Here is a 16,731-nt window from a genome sequence, read left to right as displayed (position 1 = left end):
TTTGGAGGATATTCAATGAAAAAACTGCTTATTCTCCTCATTCTTGCTGCTGCGGTGATCAGCTACTCGCTCTTTTGGCCAGAGCCTCCAATCAGCGTTGAGTTAGTCCAAGTTGAACAGGGCGCAGTCGAGCAGATCGCCGCTAACAGTCGTTCGGGATCCATCACCCCCTGCCGTCAGTCGAGCTTATCCCTAACCATTGGGGGCATCATAGAGTCAATCAATGTTGCTGAGGGCGAGGTGGTCGAAAAAGATCAGACCCTACTCACATTAAACAGTGATGTTCAAAGGGCTCAAATAAAACTATCCAAAGGGGAGTATCAAGCCGCTAAGATCGAAGAGGAACGAGCCTGCGAACTGGCGGATCTTGCAAAACGCGAGCTCGTCCGAGGTCAGTCCCTTAAAGAGAAAGGGCTCATTTCAAACGAACGATTTGATCAACTAAATAGCGAATCAGCCAGCAGTGCTCATATCTGCGAGTATCAAAGTTCACTATCAAAACTCGCGGCAGACAAAATTAATCTTCTTAGCATTGATCAGAACCAGCGTACTCTAAAATCTCCGTTTGCCGGTACCGTTAGCAAGATCAACGGTGAAGTCGGTGAATACCTGACCCCCTCACCTCCAGGCATCATGACGCCAGCGGCTGTTGAGTTGCTTGATACCAGCTGCCTCTATGTGACCGCCCCAATTGATGAGGTCGAGGCCTCCCGACTTAAGATAGGTCAATACGCCCGTATAACCCTAGATGCTTTTAGAGGTGAAATCTTTGATGGTGTCATCAGCAAATTAGGCTCTCGAATTTCTGACAATGAGAAGCAGGCAAGAACGCTTGAAGTCGAGGCTGCCTTTATCAATCCTGATGAAGATATGACGCTTTTAGTGGGATACAGTGCTGATATCGAAGTGGTGACCTCATCAACAGGCAGTGTGTTAAGGGTTCCTACCGAATCTGTCATTGGCGGATCTGAAATCGTGATATTCAACGAAAAAACCAATGAGCTTGAAATTCGACCTATTAAAGTCGGCGCCTATAACTGGACGTGGAGCGAGGTGACGGAAGGACTCGATTTAAATGACCGTTTCCTGAAGAACACCAATGATGTTGAAAACCTTCTAAATCGACGAGTTATTCCACAATGATCGAGCTTAAGCATCTCTGTAGAAGCTATCCAATGGGCAGTGAAACGGTGAATGCGCTTCAGGATTTCACACTCGATATCGAGGCAGGTGACTACCTCAGTATCATGGGCCCTTCTGGATCAGGTAAATCCACACTACTCAATCAATTAGGACTGCTCGATTCACCAAACTCCGGTGAATACTGTCTGGATGGCACTGCAACGACTGAATTAAACGAAGCAGAAAAGGCTCGATTTCGAAACGACAATATCGGCTTCGTTTTCCAAGCCTATCATCTCATCAATCGACTAACGGCGTTGGAAAACGTTGAGTTGCCGTTAATTCTTAAAGGGATTCCTGCCAGCCAACGCCGAGAAAAAGCCTCCGAGTTACTGAAAACCCTGGGATTAAAAGATTTTCTTAACCGCAAGCCACAGCAACTCTCTGGTGGCCAGAGGCAGCGTGTTGCCATAGCGCGCGCTGTGGTCACTCAACCTAAAATACTTCTCGCCGATGAGCCGACCGGTAATCTTGATCGCGCATCAGGTCAGGAGGTCATTAACCTGCTTGAAACGCTAAACAGCCAAGGAATTACTCTAGTAGTGGTGACTCATGACAGTGATCTTGGCGCCCGAGCAAAACGCCAGATAACTATGGTTGATGGTCAACTCCTAGAGATCAAAAAGAGGGGATAGCCGTGCTCTTGATTGATCATCTTCGGTACAGCCTAGCGACCTACTCTCGGCAGGCATTTAAAGCGTTGATGATACTTCTATCGGTAAGCATCGGAGTCATGTCCGTTGTTCTATTAACCGGTCTTTCGGAGGGAGCAAGACAGTTTGTCTATCAGGAGTTCTCTCTGCTAGGGAAAGAGGTATTAATCGTTCTTCCAGGGCGCAAAGAGACGGAAGGCGGCATCCCTCCAGTGACTGGGGAGGGAACTCGCGACTTAACCCTTGATGATGCAAAGGCTATCCATAAACTGCCACAAGTGAATGAAATCGTTCCGATTATTGCAGGTATTACCGAGGCTCATAGCAACGGTTTAAATCGGGAGATCATCGTACTTGGGACCAACCAAAGCCTACTTACTATCTTTGGAATACCCGTAAAAACCGGAACCAATTTGACGCAAAGGGATGTTGATACGGCAGCGTCAGTCACCCTACTGGGTAGCACGCTTGCTCAGGAGATTTTCCCTAATGGAAACGCTTTAGGTGGGTGGGTCAAATTTTCTGATCGACGCTACCGGGTCATTGGTATTATCGAGCCCAGCGGCATCAACTTTGGTACCAACATGAATGAGACTGCCCTCATTCCTGTCACCTCTTCTCAAACCCTTTTTAACGCTCCCGGACTCTTCAGGATGCTAATCAAACTACAATCAGATCAACAGATTGAAGAGAGTCAGCAGCTTATAGAGCAGCTGATAATGGAGCGACATCAAGGTGAAAGAGACATCACTATCGTGACTCAAAACTCTCTACTTAACACCTTCAGTGACCTATTGAACAAGCTCACCCTGGTCGTCATCGCGATTGCTAGCATCAGTTTATTAGTGGCTGGCATATTGATCATGAACATCACTCTGATCAGTGTCTCACAACGGGTTCCAGAAATTGGGTTACTCAAAGCACTTGGCGCCTCACATAACACCGTCACTTCCATTTTCCTCTTGGACTCCATTTTAGTAGCCACAACCGGAGCCATAATCGGTGTTAGTCTAGGCATAGCTTCGCTGTATGCCATTCATCTGACTTGGCCAAGCTTTCCTTTTGCTATCCCTTATATGGCAACACTGGCCGCTCTTTTAGTATCACTCACGGTCTCTCTGATTTTTACCTGGCTACCCGCCAAAAAGGCTGCAACGGTCGATCCCGTTGCCGCATTGCGAGGTGAGATGAATGCCTATCGCTGATCTCATCAAACTGGCAGCGGGGACACTGACCGTCGATATTAGAAAGAGCTTTTTGACCGCCTTAGGCATTACAGTCGGTATCTTTATGGTGACATTGATCACCAGCTTAGGCAGTGGCCTGCAAAACTATATGCTCAATAGCTTCTCTCAATTTGGCACCCGAATCATCGCTATTACACCGGGACGTACACAGACGGGGGGCGTCGGTGGCCTCATCGCCAATACTCGCCCGCTCACGCTAGACGACGCCCAATCACTTAAAACCTTATCGGGTATCCGACAGGTAGTGCCCGTTATTCAGGGTAGCGGAGCGATTGAGTGTCAATATCGCGTCCGTCATGTGGATATTCTTGGCGTCAGTTACAGCATGCCTGACGCCTGGAATTTCACCATTCAGAAGGGGCATTTCTTACCTGACAGCCGGGGGCGAACCCCTCTACCCTACGCAGTTCTTGGTGCAAAAGTAGCCAGTGAACTGTTCGGTAACCAGCCAATACTTGGGCAATTTATCAGGGTTGGTGGCGAGCGCTATCGGGTGTTAGGTGTACTCGAATCTAAGGGACAAATGTTGGGTTTTGACCTCGATGATATTGTCTATATCGACACCCAGAGAGCACTCACCCTATTCAACAGAGATGGCGTGATGGAGATTGACGTCACGTTTTCAGCCAACAGCAAAACGGATCAACTGATGCAATCAATTAAGGAGCACCTGAGCCTGCGCCACAACGCAGAGGATTTCACACTGACCTCCCAAGATCAGATGCTCTCTACGCTCAATAAGATTTTAGACGTATTAAAAATTGCACTGATAGGGTTAGCGGCCATTTCCCTACTGGTCGGGTCAATCGGCATTCTAACCATTATGTCGACACTGGTTGATAAGAGACGCAGCGAGATCGGACTGCTACGTGCTTTAGGCGCCAGTAAAAAAACAGTTGCATCGCTCTTTCTGACCGAAGCGATTATGTTCTCAATCATCGGCGGAATCGGAGGTATTTTGACTGCTTATGCTGCAATTTACGGCTTTAGGCAGCTCCTCCCAGGCTTACCTCTTGAACCGAATATTCTTTTCTTAGTTATTTCACTGCTGATTGCAGCAGCAACAGGACTACTCAGTGGCTTAATACCCGCCCTGAAAGCCGCCAAAATCGAACCTATAGAAGCGTTGCAGAGCGAATAAAGAACCGCTCAACCACTGTCTATAAGGGCTCTCAAAGGGTATACTCCCACCCTTTAAATTTTTTCCAAAAGTAGAGAGGAGCTATCCTCTGCTACCGAACTTGAAAACAGAGACTACAGCACCTCATGGATAAGACGTATCAACCGCAAGCAATCGAGCAAAAGTGGTACCAAGACTGGGAAGAGAAAGGCTTTTTCGCACCTTCAGGTGAAGGTGATGCCTACTCAATCATGATCCCACCGCCAAATGTCACGGGCAGCTTGCATATGGGTCACGCCTTCCAGCACACCCTAATGGATACTTTAATTCGATACCGTCGAATGCAGGGCCGCAACACGCTCTGGCAGGTTGGTACAGACCATGCAGGCATCGCCACTCAGATGGTAGTTGAGCGCAAACTAGCTGCTGAGACCGGCGAGAGTCGTTACGATCTTGGTCGCGATGCGTTCATTGAAAAAGTCTGGGAGTGGAAAGGCGAATCGGGTGGCACCATTACCCGCCAAATGCGTCGTCTAGGTAACTCTGTCGATTGGCCAACCGAACGTTTCACTATGGACTCTGGTTTTTACCATGCCGTTCAAGAGGTCTTTGTACGCCTTTACGACGACGGCTTAATCTATCGTGGTAAGCGCCTCGTTAACTGGGATCCTAAACTTCACACAGCAATCTCCGACCTTGAGGTGGAGAACCGCGAAGTGACTGGCAAAATGTGGTACATCCGTTACCCACTTGCTGATGGTGTGACAACCAAAGAGGGTAAAGATTACATTGTCGTGGGTACCACGCGTCCAGAGACACTGCTGGGTGACACTGGTGTCGCAGTCAACCCTGAAGATGAACGCTACGATGACCTAATCGGTAAAGAGATCCTACTGCCATTAGTCGGTCGTCGCATCCCGATTGTTGCCGATGAACATGCCAGCATGGAAAAAGGGACTGGCTGTGTAAAAATCACACCGGCGCACGATTTCAATGACTACGAAGTGGGTAAGCGTAACAAGCTGCCAATGATCAACGTTCTGACCCTTAACGCAGATATTCGTGATGAGGCTCAAACCTTTAACTTCGATGGCAGTGTCAACAAAGAGATCGATCCAACGCTACCTGAGAAATATCGTGGCATGGAACGTTTTGCTGCACGCCGTGCCATCGTCGCTGAACTGGAAGAGCTCGACCTTCTCGTGAAGATCGAAGAGAACGCGATGACCATTCCTTACGGTGACCGTGGCGGTGTGGTGATTGAACCGATGCTAACCGATCAGTGGTTCTGTGATGCTAAGACACTGGCTAAGCCAGCGATCAAAGCAGTTGAAGATGGCGACATTAAATTTGTCCCTAAACAGTACGAAAACATGTACTTTGCTTGGATGCGTGACATTCAAGACTGGTGTATCTCACGTCAGCTTTGGTGGGGTCACCGAATTCCTGCATTCTATGATGCTCAGGGTAACGTCTACGTTGCGAACTCAGCTGAAGCTGCGCGTGAAAAATACAACTTGGCGGCCGATTTAGAGCTCCACCAAGATGATGACGTACTAGACACCTGGTTCAGCTCGGCACTGTGGACCTTTGGTACTCTTGGCTGGCCTGAAAACACGGAACGTTTGAAAACCTTCCACCCTACCGACACCCTTGTAACCGGTTTTGACATTATCTTTTTCTGGGTTGCTCGCATGATCATGATGACCATGCACTTCATGAAAGATGAAAATGGCAAACCTCAAGTGCCATTTAAAAACGTCTATGTGACAGGTCTTATCCGCGATGAGAGCGGCGATAAGATGTCGAAATCGAAAGGCAACGTGCTTGACCCTCTCGATATGATCGATGGCATCTCACTTGAAGATCTGTTGGAAAAACGTACCGGTAACATGATGCAACCTCAGCTAGCCGAGAAAATCGGCAAACGTACTGAGAAACAGTTCCCTGAGGGCATTACGGCGCACGGTACTGATGCATTGCGCTTTACATTAGCAGCACTCGCTTCAACGGGTCGTGATATCAACTGGGATATGAAGCGACTAGAGGGTTACCGTAACTTTTGTAACAAACTCTGGAATGCTGCCCGCTATGTCATGATGAATACCGAAGGTGAAGATTGCGGCAACAATCAAGAGCCAGTGGAACTCTCACTGGCTGACCGCTGGATTATCAGCCAGTTACAACGCACCGAAGCGACCGTCACCAAACAGCTAGACGAGTACCGCTTTGACCTTGCTGCACAGACACTCTACGACTTTATTTGGAACCAGTACTGTGACTGGTACCTAGAACTGTCAAAACCTGTTCTATGGGATGAGCAAGCGTCTGAAGCGGCTAAACGTGGCACACGTCGTACACTGGTTCGCGTTCTTGAGACGATTCTCCGTTTAAGCCACCCTATCATGCCATTCATTACTGAAGAGATCTGGCAGACAATCAAAGGGCTGGCCGGTGTTGAGGGTGAGACACTGATGCTTAAGGAGTTCCCTGTTGCATCAGAAGAGAAGATTGACGAGCAAGCAGAAGCTGACATCGAGTGGCTTAAGGGCGTGATCACAGCGGTTCGAAACATTCGTGGTGAGATGAAAATTGCACCATCACAGGATCTTGAACTTCTGCTATCTAACTGCAGCAGTGAAGACACTCGTCGTTTAGCTGAGAACCAAACATTCTTGATGAAACTAGCCAAATTGAGCAGCATCACGACCCTAAACGAAGGTGATGATAAACCTCTTGCCGCGACTCAGCTGGTTGGCGCAATGGAACTGTTGGTTCCTATGGCGGATCTTATCGATAAAGAGGCTGAAATGGCTCGCCTTCAGAAAGAGATTGATCGCCTACAAGGTGAGATTGACCGAGTTGATAAGAAACTGTCTAACGAGAAGTTTGTTGCCAACGCACCTGAAGCCGTTGTGACTAAAGAGCGCGCTAAGGCTGATGATGCTGCACGCTCTAAAGTTCAACTAGAGAAACAGTTAGAGTCGATTAAAAACCTTTAAGCGACGTTGATAGTTAAAAAGGGGCTCAATCTAAGATTGCGCCCCTTTTTTATACCTCTAGCGTTAGCGATACACCTCTATACTCCAGAGCCAAAATCGCCACTTTGAAGGCCTCTAATTGAGCCAATTCAACTAACAGTGTTTTATCTACTATCTCTGTATAGCTAGCCGATAGCTCTTCAGCCGCTACGGCAGCGATGACCTGTTGAATGTCAGCCTCTAGCTCGTAAGGATATCGGATCTGGCACTCAATCTTAGGAGCACATTCAATGGTCGGCAGATGTTCTGAGAGCTCACTAACCGAGGCACCATAGGCTCTAATTAACCCACCGGCTCCCAGTTTAGTGCCACCAAAGTAACGTGTCACGACGACACCGATGTCTCCCAAATTTTTATGCATGAGGATATTAAGCATCGGCTTACCCGCTGTACCACTGGGTTCGCCGTCATCACTGGAGCCAGCGGCCTTAGGTGCCTGAGGTGCGCCTAAAATATAGGCCAAACAGTGGTGGCTGGCTTTAGGGTGCAGACGCTGCATCTCTGATTGCAGCTGATAGAGTGCATCAGTGGAACTAAGAGGGATTGCGGTCGCTATGAAACGACTTTTTTTGACTTCGATCTCATACTCAAATCGATCGACTGGGGAGAAGTAAGCAGCCATAAGCCTCCTTAAAGAAGAGGCTTAGACTACTGACATGAAGAGGAATGTAAAGTGATTACTTTTTCTGATCTTCGTTCATCAGGTTCTTCACTTTGAAGAAACCCCAAGTCATTACACCTGCCATTGCAGCCACACCTAGAAGGCTTGGCCAAACTGTTTCAAAAGTGTATGCATCAATACCGAACATTTCGTTACTCCTAGTTATCAAGTTTTAATAACTGTAACTCGAAGGCGGCAACAATATATTGATATAACTCAAACTTGCAGGGCAGACTCAAGAACATTCGGATTTAACAGGGTCTGTTTTATAGCCAATAGCAATATTACTCGGCTAACTCGGCTAGCTCCTCTTCAGTGGCCATGCGGACATCAATCACCTCAACATCAAAGTTTAAATCCTGCCCTGCAAATGGGTGGTTAAGATCAACCTTCACCTCGCGGATATCGATCTCTGCAACTCGACCCAAGCGCGGCTCGCCATCTTCATCCTCTAGCTGAACCAACATCCCTTTTTGCAAACCTGGCATATCAGCAAAGGCCTCACGAGGAAGTACATCGAACAGCTCCTCATCACGTTCGCCATAGCCGCGACCCGCTTCTACAAGAACCTGAAAATGATCACCAGCCGATCGCCCGTCTAGCGCCTGCTCAAGACCCGGCACCAGCATCTTGTAACCATGGACGTAGGTGAGCGGTTCATCATTTCTCGAACCATCTTTTACCTCACTCTCATCACTTACAATGGCGTAGTGAAAGGTGACGTAAGCATCTTTACAAATATTCATTATCCAAAATCCTTAAGGTTGCAGGCGGGTAACGACCCAACCTGTGTCTGATGGTTCAAAACGAAAACGGTCGTGCAGGCGACTTTCACGCCCTTGCCAAAACTCAAAACGGGTCGGTACAAGTCGATAACCGCCCCAGTTATCGGGACACGGAACCTCAGTCATATCTGACAGCTGATTGACCGCTTGTTCAAGCACAGCTCGAGATTCGACTGGCTGACTTTGATGAGACACAGCAGCACTTCTCTGGCTACCCACTGGGCGAGAGTGGAAGTAGGTTTCACTCTCAATGCGATCGATCTTTTCAACCTGTCCGCGAACGCGAACTTGACGCTCTAACATCGGCCAGTAGAAAAGAAGTTCTGCTTGCGGATTGGCCGCTAACTGCTCCCCTTTCTCACTCGAATAGTTAGTAAACCAGGTAAACCCTTCTGAACTAAACTCTTTTAACAGAACAATACGCGCACTGGGCATCCCCGATTGATCAGAGGTCGCCAGAGTCATAGAGGTAGCATCTTTAGGATCCACAGCCAATGCATCCTGCATCCATGCATCAAACTGCTGAATCGGATCTCTGACTAAATTATCTTCATGAAGACCTGCCACGAGGTATTCACGACGCACATCACTTAATTGGGTTGTCGACATCGAAACTCCTATCATTCAGATTTTCGAGAGTTATACTTAGGGAATCTAAGAATAAGTCCATGGCATCTCAGGTTTACAGTCAAATTCATCATCAAGGCGTGTTTTCGAAGGCCTAGCCAGCTAAGTCAAGAAAGCACAACACCGAGGGTGGATTTGACTGTGAACCCCGAAGGGCGTGGCCTTATACATGCATCTACGGTGTTGCTTCTCTTGCTAATGGCTAGACCATTAGCGGCGAAAAGCGCCTTGTATCTGCAAATATCAGGCCTCGCTGAGATACTATGTACTTGTTCGTAGATTCCCTAAACATATTATTACCGGTATCTGATCAGGATCCCAGCTCAAATGGCTAGAACTGCACAAATAGTGACGCTCATCATGGCACTCGCTCTTAGCGGCTGTGTCGGTGTTCAAAACAAAGAGCTTCGCCTGCAGAATCTCGCCAAGTCTGACGTCGATATGATCGTTGATCAACACATTAAGACGATCAACGCGATGAGTCGTGAACTCACCATCAAACTCTACAAACGCAACCCGCGCGAACTCAAAAAAGCGGCCGCTGGTACAACCGTTGAGACGCGCCTGAAACAGCTTTTAAGTTACCCAAGGCCCATCAGTCATCGAGAACTCAATCACCTCTACGGAGTTGATGCGCTCAAACTGGCTTTTGATGAGGAGTATCAAGGGGACCGAGTCTTCGCTCTAATGGTGGCTATCACAGGTATGGTTCACGCCTCATACAACTACCGTGAAGAGTTCTTTATGCTCAACGAAATCGATTCGCAAAAGCTATATAACTCAGCACGTAATTTAGAGAAGATCGCTTGGCAACTGCACAACTTCAAAACATCGAGTGGCGAACTGTTCATTCTGACTGACAGCATGAATGAGGGAGTCATCAACCTCAGCTACGAGCGACTCTTCGGGAAGATGATTGCCACTCAGGATATGCTCGCTGAGATTGTTGCGCAGACGACGGACCGAACCATCAATCGAATTGTGCTAAGCGTCGCTACAGCTCCCTTTCTGCCCATTTAAGGCAGTATAATCTTCTCAATCTTGTGGTTGGCATTCAGCGCTAACGTAATGTCCGCTCGTGTTGGAATCTCATCGAGCATCCAACGCGTCAATCGCTCATAGTGCGCTATGAAACGTGTAATCTCAGTGCCATCCATAATCCGCAATGGGTCTGCAGGAGCTATTTCGTCATACAGCAATGAGGCTCGATCTTTGAGTTTCTGCTCTTGGACCGTACGCCAATCGTACACCGCCTGCATGTTGGGCACTTTGAGCATGACGAGCATATCTAAGAAGCTGAACAGCTCTTGATAAGAGGTTGCCAGCTGTTGATTAACATAGTGTCGCCAGACACCCTCAGGGTCTTCGAGGGTCTCTAACTCATTAATAGGTGAAGCGAGCGACTCTTCAGGCTCGGCGATACCACCGACACACCAACCATCAAAAATAATGACATCCGCAGAACCATGCCACTCTTGCCACATCTGTTCTGGCACACGCTCATCGGTCGATTTATCAAAAATTGGGATCCGAGTAAGGTCGTCTGGCCCTGCCTGTTTGAGTCGATTTAATAGCTCTATACCCAAATCGACATCATGGGTACCAGGCACTCCACGTGTCTTTAAAAGAGGGTGAACGGACTGCGCCAACGCGTCCCTCTCAGCACGCGTCAGATAGAGGTCATCGATCGAAAACCCCGTCACCTTTAACCCAAAACCCTCGGTGAGAATCACCTCTAGGAGGTTATAAAGTGTCGCTTTCCCTGCCCCTTGTGCACCATTAATTCCGACAATCAAAGGGGAGCCCGGCGTTAGTCGATCCAATATAGAACAAGCAACGGGCACGTAGATCTGCTCAAACAGCTCATTCAAACCAAGATCGACATCTAAAGATTCGACGGTCGGCGCAAATGCTCGAGTGACCGCATCAAGCGCCTTCGCTCTCATCTCTGGGGAACCAGGCAACCTATGTTTAGGCCAGGTCACTATGCTGCCCATCAGGCATCACTCCTTTTAAGAAACTCTGTAATTGCTTGGACCTCAAAAGGCGTCATTAGAGGCGGCGCGTGTCCAAGACCCTGCAACTGCAACAACTCCAAATCAGGCTTGTGTTCAAGCATTGCATCCACAATCTCTTGCGTCAGCAAGTCAGATGCGGTGCCGTGAATCAGCATCTGCGGGCACTCTATCGCTTGCCATAATGGCATAAGATCAATGTCTTCGTTAGAACCCAAGCGAACGTTAATGGCAATGGCTGGGTCATAGTGAAGATGCAGGCCATCATCAGCCTGTCGTGAACCATATTGAGCCACACGTTGCCATTGTACTTCGGATAAATCGCGAAAACTGGGGTAAGTGCGTTTGATGTGATCAATAAGCGCCTGTTGATCAGTAAACAGAGGATCTTTAACGTAGGCTGCAATGCGCTGCAGAGACGCTTTGGGTATGTGACAACCCACGTCGTTCAGAACAAGTTTTTCAATATTGGCTATCTTCAGGCTAGCGGAAGCCATTGCCAGAATCCCGCCAAGGGAGGTTCCCACCCAATGGACAGGTCGGTTATCAACAGCGCTCAACACCGCACTGATAGCCGGCAGATAGTTCTCTGGACTGTACTGCTCAGGTTGTTTCAACCAATCACTCTGACCACGTCCAGGCAGATCAATAGCAATACAAAGAAAATCATCCCTTAGCGCTTCGATCAACTCATCAAAGTCACGACTACGGCCTAACAATCCGTGAACACAAAACAACACTTTTTTTGCTAAAGGAGAACCACTCTGCCAATAAGCGACACGATAGTCGTCACCGTCCAAATAATAGGTAGTCGATTTTAATTCCATGAACTCTCGAACGCTGGGTAAAGTTTTGTAAAATCTTGCCTGATCTCAATGAAACGGTCCAGTTTCGCTGTGCGAACGTAGATCTCAAGCGGTATACTTACTGACACTTTAATTTAACTTCGTAGGGAGAAAAGCCTCCGTGAAACGGTTACTGAAATGGCTTCTACCAATCATCATTCTTGGCATCGCCATTGCTGGATTTATCTCGTTAAAATCAAGCAAACCCAAAATGCCACCCAAACCGATCACGGAACGATCTTGGAGCGTCAATGCAATTGCCGCGTCACCGCAATCGATCGCGCCAGAGATTGAGCTCTATGCTGAAGTTGAAAACCCCCGCCAGGTGGTTCTGCGCGCCTCCATTGCTGCCGATGTTCAATCGGTTGAAGTGCGAGAAGGTGCAACTATTAAACAGGGCGATCTACTGATTCAACTCGACACCAGTGACATCGATCTTCAAATCGCTCAACAGCGTGCCCAAATCGATGCTCTAAAAGCACAACTATCTGCAGAACTGCTTCGTTTTGAAACCGATAAAAAAGCCTTGGCGATTGAAGAAGAGATGCTAGTGATTGCGCAACGCTCTCAACAACGCCAACTTAACTTATCAGGTAAAAAACTCGCAAGCCAAGAGCAGCTCGATACCGCTGAGATGAACACCCAACAGCGTCAATTGAGCCTTGTATCTCGCAAGCAGTCTTTGGCGGACCACCCCAACCGCGTTGCGCAACTCAAAGCATCGATTGCCCAGTCACAGGCTCAGTTAGATAAATCACTGCTTGATCGGGAACGTGCTTTCGTAAAAGCACCTTTCGATGGTCGTGCAACCAAAATTTCAATTGCCGTCGGTGACCGCCTAAGAGCCAATGATGCGCTTGCCTCTGTCTACCCAAATTCAGATCTTGAAGTTCGTGCTCAACTACCTAGCCGTGCACTAGCACTTATCAAGAGCCAATCGTCACTCGCTGACCTTGAGGCGGTCGCAAAGATTGATGGTCAGCAGTTCGAACTTGAACTTGATCGCCTTAGTGCCGAAGTCGCGACTGGATCGACCGGTGTGGATGGCCTGTTCCGTTTTGTCGATTCAGACTACCTTCCCGAGCCTGGTCGCACCATCAGCGTTGCACTGACGCTACCAGAGCTGAATGATGTCATCGCACTGCCACCAGTGGCGCTTTACGGCACGGATCGCATCTATCGTGTCACCGACTCTCGACTCGAAGCGGTTACAGTCAACCATCTAGGTTATCGAACTAACTCAAATGATCAGCGTGAGATTTTGATCAAGAGCGATCAGCTCAACGCCGGTGATAAGATCATTACAACCCAGCTACCCAACGCGGTCAGCGGCATGTTGGTTGAGGTGAAACAGTGAGTCAGGCAACCGGTCTAAAAGGGTTTGTCAGCCTATTTACGACCCACCGGGTTGCGGCAAACCTGTTAATGATATTGATGTTAGCGGCCGGTCTATTGGGCCTTAACCGTCTGAACATCCAGTTCTTTCCAACCTTTGAGCTCGATATTATCAACATAACCGTTCCCTGGAGCGGTGCCAGTGCTGAGGATGTACAAACCTCTATCGTGGTTCCTGTAGAGGAGGAGCTTCGTGCGCTTGAGGGGATCAAAAAGCTCTCGGCCATTTCACGTGATGGCAGTGCCGTTTTTCGTCTAGAGATTGAAGACGGTACCGATGTAGATTACACCCTATCAGAGGCAAAGCAGAAGATGGATGGCGCACGTTCAGCACTACCTTCTGATGCCGAAGATGCTGTTGTACAGCTACTGACACGATACGACAACATTGCTGATCTTATCGTCACCAGTGATCGTGCCTCACTTGAAGAGCTAAGAACTCTGGCGCGTACCTACGAGCAGCAACTTCTACAGCGCGGCATTCGTAAAATCGATTTCACCGGCATGCCAGAGCAAGAGATTGCTATCCAGTTCAGTCCAGACAACCTTAATCAACTAGGCCTCACGCTTAGCGATATTTCGGGATTAATTCGCCAACGCTCAGTTGACCTACCTGCGGGCGTTGCAGCACAGGATGATGGCGCTCGAAGAATTCGCAGTTTAGGCCAACAGCGCGATGTTACCGGCTTTGAAGAGCTACCGTTGATCACTGCAGGCCAAGGCAAACTGGTTCGCCTTGGCGATATCGCGTTGATCGAGCAGCGCGACAAAGAAGATCAAGTACGCCTCTATCATGAAGGCAACCCAGCGATAGTTCTGAGCCTGAAACGAACGGAATCAGAGAACAGCTTAAAGACGGCCAATCTGTTTAACACTTGGCTGGAAGAGACCCGCCCTACTCTGCCAGAAGGCGTTGAACTACTGACCTACAATGAGCAGTGGACACTGATCAAAGACCGTATCGACCTTCTTATCGAAAACGGTGCGAGCGGCCTAGTTCTAGTTGTCTTGATTCTATTCCTCTTCCTAAACGGCCGTGTCGCGTTCTGGGTAACTATTGGTATTCCAACCTCATTCATGGCGACCCTAGCGGTGCTCTACCTAGTAGGCGGCTCAATCAATATGATTTCGCTGTTTGCACTGATCATGGCTCTGGGCATCATTGTCGATGATGCGATTGTCGTTGGTGAAGATACCCTCGCACATGCTCAGATGGGAGAGAGCTCTCGACGTGCCGCTGTTGGTGGCGCGCTTCGCATGCTCGCTCCTGTGACCGCCTCATCGATGACCACCATCGCGGCCTTTCTGCCACTGATGATGATCGGCGGTATCATTGGCAACATTCTGTTTGATATCCCGCTGGTGATAATCTGCGTCATCATCGCGTCGTTGGTTGAGAGCTTCTTGGTGTTACCAGGCCACCTCCACCACTCATTAGCACGAGGGGATGCTGCCCATCCATCGAAAATCCGAATCAAGCTGGATAATGGGTTTAACTACTTCCGAGACCGCATCTTCAGACGCTTCGTTGAAACGGCAATCAACTATCGTTGGGCATCCATTGCAACCGGTGTCGGTGTACTGATCTTTGCTGTTGGCTTGCTTGTCGGTGGTCGAATTCAATTCACCTTTTTCCCAAGTACCGACCAAGACACCTTCTCGATCAACACTCAGTTTGTCTCTGGCACCAGTGGTGATCAGGTCAGTGAGTTTCTCTTCTATATCGAAGATCAACTTCACAAAACAGATGAAGAGTTGGGTGGCGGCATTCTTAAGTTCGCACTTATTCGCCAAAACATCTCTCAACCATCACGCAACGCGTCGCCTAAACGCGGGGATATCTATGGTTCAATTCAGGTTGAGCTTACCCCAGGGGACAACCGAGAGGTCTCGACCAAAGCGTTTACACGAGCACTGCGCAAAAACATTGAGCAACCTGCCGGCCTAGAGCGCTTATCGATCGATGTCGATCGTGGCGGCCCTCCAGGTAAACCGGTTGAAGTTCAACTCACTGGAAGCAATATCAACCTGTTGAAACAAGCCTCACTTGAGCTCCAAGAGAAGCTGAAGGTTTATAACGGGCTGAGTAATATCGATGATGACCTCCCGTTTGGTACTTCACAGCTAATCTACACGCTGACTCCGGCTGGTGAAGCGGCAGGTTTAAGACTTGAGCAGGTTGGACGTCAGTTAAGAGCTGCCTTTGATGGCCAAGAGGTACAGAGTTACTTTGAGGGCCGAGATGAGATCAGTGTGCGCGTTCAGATGCTCGATGAGCAGAAGAATCAGCTGAGCTCGCTCAGTCAGCTACCGATCGTGTTACCGGATGGTCGAGTGACACCGGTATCCAACGTCGTCAACTTCACCGCACGTCAGGGTTTCGATTCACTGCAGCGTATCGATGGTCTTCTGTCGATCAACGTATCGGCTGACCTTGATGAGAGCGCCAACAATGCCAATGAGATCATCGCTGACCTGCAGCAGAAGGTAATGCCTGAGATCCTCGGTAAGTATGGAGTTGACGCGAGCTTTGAGGGTAAAAACCGTGATCAACGCGAAACCCTTGGTGATATGAAAACCGGCCTAGTCATTGCACTGGTGCTGATCTACGTGATTCTGGCTTGGGTCTTTGGTTCATACAGCTGGCCAATCACGATCATGTTGACCATTCCGCTTGGATTAACCGGCGCACTATTGGGGCACTGGGTACTAGGACTGGATCTGACCATCCTGTCACTGTTTGGCTTCTTCGGTCTTTCCGGGATCGTGATCAATGACTCAATCGTCTTGGTGACGTTCTACAAGAAGTTACGTGAACAGGGTATGGCGATTAAAGAGGCGGCTATTGAAGCCTCCTGCCAGCGCCTGCGTGCCGTACTGCTAACATCGCTAACAACCATTGGCGGCCTGACACCCATCCTATTTGAAACCTCCATTCAAGCTCAGTTCTTGATCCCAATGGCGGCTGCCATCGTATTTGGATTAGGTTATGGCACTCTGTTAATACTGGTTGTGGTTCCATCCCTGCTGACGCTGATCGAAGGAGGTCGGGAGAAGCTAGGTATGAAGCCGATCAGCTCTTACTCGGTCGATACACCTTAAAGCAAATTACGATCTGTGTTCTAGGGCGGCGATCCATTTATTGGATCGCCGCCTTACG

The 16,731-nt window shown here is 48.7% G+C and carries 14 protein-coding genes; 8 read left to right on the top strand and 6 right to left on the bottom strand.

Annotation, left to right across the window (positions count from 1 at the left end; genetic code table 11):
- The first annotated feature begins 15 nt into the window (after positions 1–15).
- From XMA127_RS03825 to XMA127_RS03805, 5 genes are all read left to right on the top strand, one after another.
- Complete coding sequence (locus XMA127_RS03825) at positions 16–1,143, top strand: efflux RND transporter periplasmic adaptor subunit (RefSeq protein ID WP_173483557.1); 1,128 nt, start codon at positions 16–18, stop codon at positions 1,141–1,143.
- Positions 1,140–1,817: an ABC transporter ATP-binding protein gene (locus XMA127_RS03820; protein WP_173483556.1), complete on the top strand. Its 678-nt coding sequence runs from the start codon at positions 1,140–1,142 to the stop codon at positions 1,815–1,817. The genes XMA127_RS03825 and XMA127_RS03820 overlap by 4 nt, the downstream gene beginning before the upstream one ends.
- A 2-nt stretch (positions 1,818–1,819) precedes the next feature.
- On the top strand, positions 1,820–3,040 hold the full coding sequence (locus XMA127_RS03815) for an ABC transporter permease (RefSeq protein WP_371731409.1): 1,221 nt from the start codon (positions 1,820–1,822) through the stop codon (positions 3,038–3,040).
- On the top strand, positions 3,027–4,223 hold the full coding sequence (locus tag XMA127_RS03810) for an ABC transporter permease (RefSeq protein ID WP_173498923.1): 1,197 nt from the start codon (positions 3,027–3,029) through the stop codon (positions 4,221–4,223). The genes XMA127_RS03815 and XMA127_RS03810 overlap by 14 nt, the downstream gene beginning before the upstream one ends.
- A gap of 125 nt (positions 4,224–4,348) precedes the next feature.
- Positions 4,349–7,204, top strand: a complete 2,856-nt coding sequence (locus XMA127_RS03805; protein WP_173480671.1) for a valine--tRNA ligase — start codon at positions 4,349–4,351, stop codon at positions 7,202–7,204.
- Positions 7,205–7,253: 49 nt separating this feature from the next.
- Here XMA127_RS03805 and XMA127_RS03800 read toward each other — a convergent pair whose 3' ends face one another.
- From XMA127_RS03800 to pdxH, 4 genes are all read right to left on the bottom strand, one after another.
- A complete protein-coding gene (locus XMA127_RS03800) occupies positions 7,254–7,865 on the bottom strand; it encodes a YigZ family protein (protein WP_173498922.1) in 612 nt (203 codons plus the stop codon).
- A gap of 55 nt (positions 7,866–7,920) precedes the next feature.
- Entirely contained in the window at positions 7,921–8,052 is a 132-nt protein-coding gene (locus XMA127_RS11930) for a hypothetical protein (protein WP_256368167.1), read from the bottom strand.
- A 136-nt stretch (positions 8,053–8,188) separates the two neighbouring features.
- On the bottom strand, positions 8,189–8,650 hold the full coding sequence (locus tag XMA127_RS03795; RefSeq protein ID WP_173480669.1) for a peptidylprolyl isomerase: 462 nt from the start codon (positions 8,648–8,650) through the stop codon (positions 8,189–8,191).
- Positions 8,651–8,662: 12 nt separating this feature from the next.
- Positions 8,663–9,298 (bottom strand): pyridoxamine 5'-phosphate oxidase, encoded by a 636-nt coding sequence (gene pdxH / locus XMA127_RS03790; protein ID WP_173483552.1) that lies wholly within the window; start codon positions 9,296–9,298, stop codon positions 8,663–8,665.
- 345 nt (positions 9,299–9,643) lie between these two features.
- Here pdxH and XMA127_RS03785 point away from each other — a divergent pair, with 345 nt between their 5' ends.
- Entirely contained in the window at positions 9,644–10,336 is a 693-nt protein-coding gene (locus tag XMA127_RS03785) for a hypothetical protein (RefSeq protein WP_173488635.1), read from the top strand.
- Here XMA127_RS03785 and XMA127_RS03780 read toward each other — a convergent pair.
- Complete coding sequence (locus XMA127_RS03780) at positions 10,333–11,313, bottom strand: hypothetical protein (RefSeq protein WP_173498921.1); 981 nt, start codon at positions 11,311–11,313, stop codon at positions 10,333–10,335. The two genes, XMA127_RS03785 and XMA127_RS03780, sit on opposite strands and share 4 nt — an antisense overlap.
- On the bottom strand, positions 11,313–12,158 hold the full coding sequence (locus XMA127_RS03775) for an alpha/beta fold hydrolase (protein ID WP_173498920.1): 846 nt from the start codon (positions 12,156–12,158) through the stop codon (positions 11,313–11,315). The genes XMA127_RS03780 and XMA127_RS03775 overlap by 1 nt, the downstream gene beginning before the upstream one ends.
- 139 nt (positions 12,159–12,297) lie before the next feature.
- Between XMA127_RS03775 and XMA127_RS03770 the strand changes: the two genes are divergently transcribed.
- On the top strand, positions 12,298–13,533 hold the full coding sequence (locus XMA127_RS03770; protein ID WP_173498919.1) for a biotin/lipoyl-binding protein: 1,236 nt from the start codon (positions 12,298–12,300) through the stop codon (positions 13,531–13,533).
- On the top strand, positions 13,530–16,673 hold the full coding sequence (locus XMA127_RS03765; RefSeq protein WP_173498918.1) for an efflux RND transporter permease subunit: 3,144 nt from the start codon (positions 13,530–13,532) through the stop codon (positions 16,671–16,673). Before XMA127_RS03770 ends, XMA127_RS03765 begins: the two co-directional genes overlap by 4 nt.
- Positions 16,674–16,731 lie beyond the last annotated feature (58 nt).

Source organism: Marinobacterium sp. xm-a-127 (assembly GCF_013283425.1).
Taxonomy (GTDB): domain Bacteria; phylum Pseudomonadota; class Gammaproteobacteria; order Pseudomonadales; family Balneatricaceae; genus Marinobacterium_E.
Note: the sequence above shows the minus strand (reverse complement) of the source record. Positions and strands in the feature narration are given on the sequence as shown.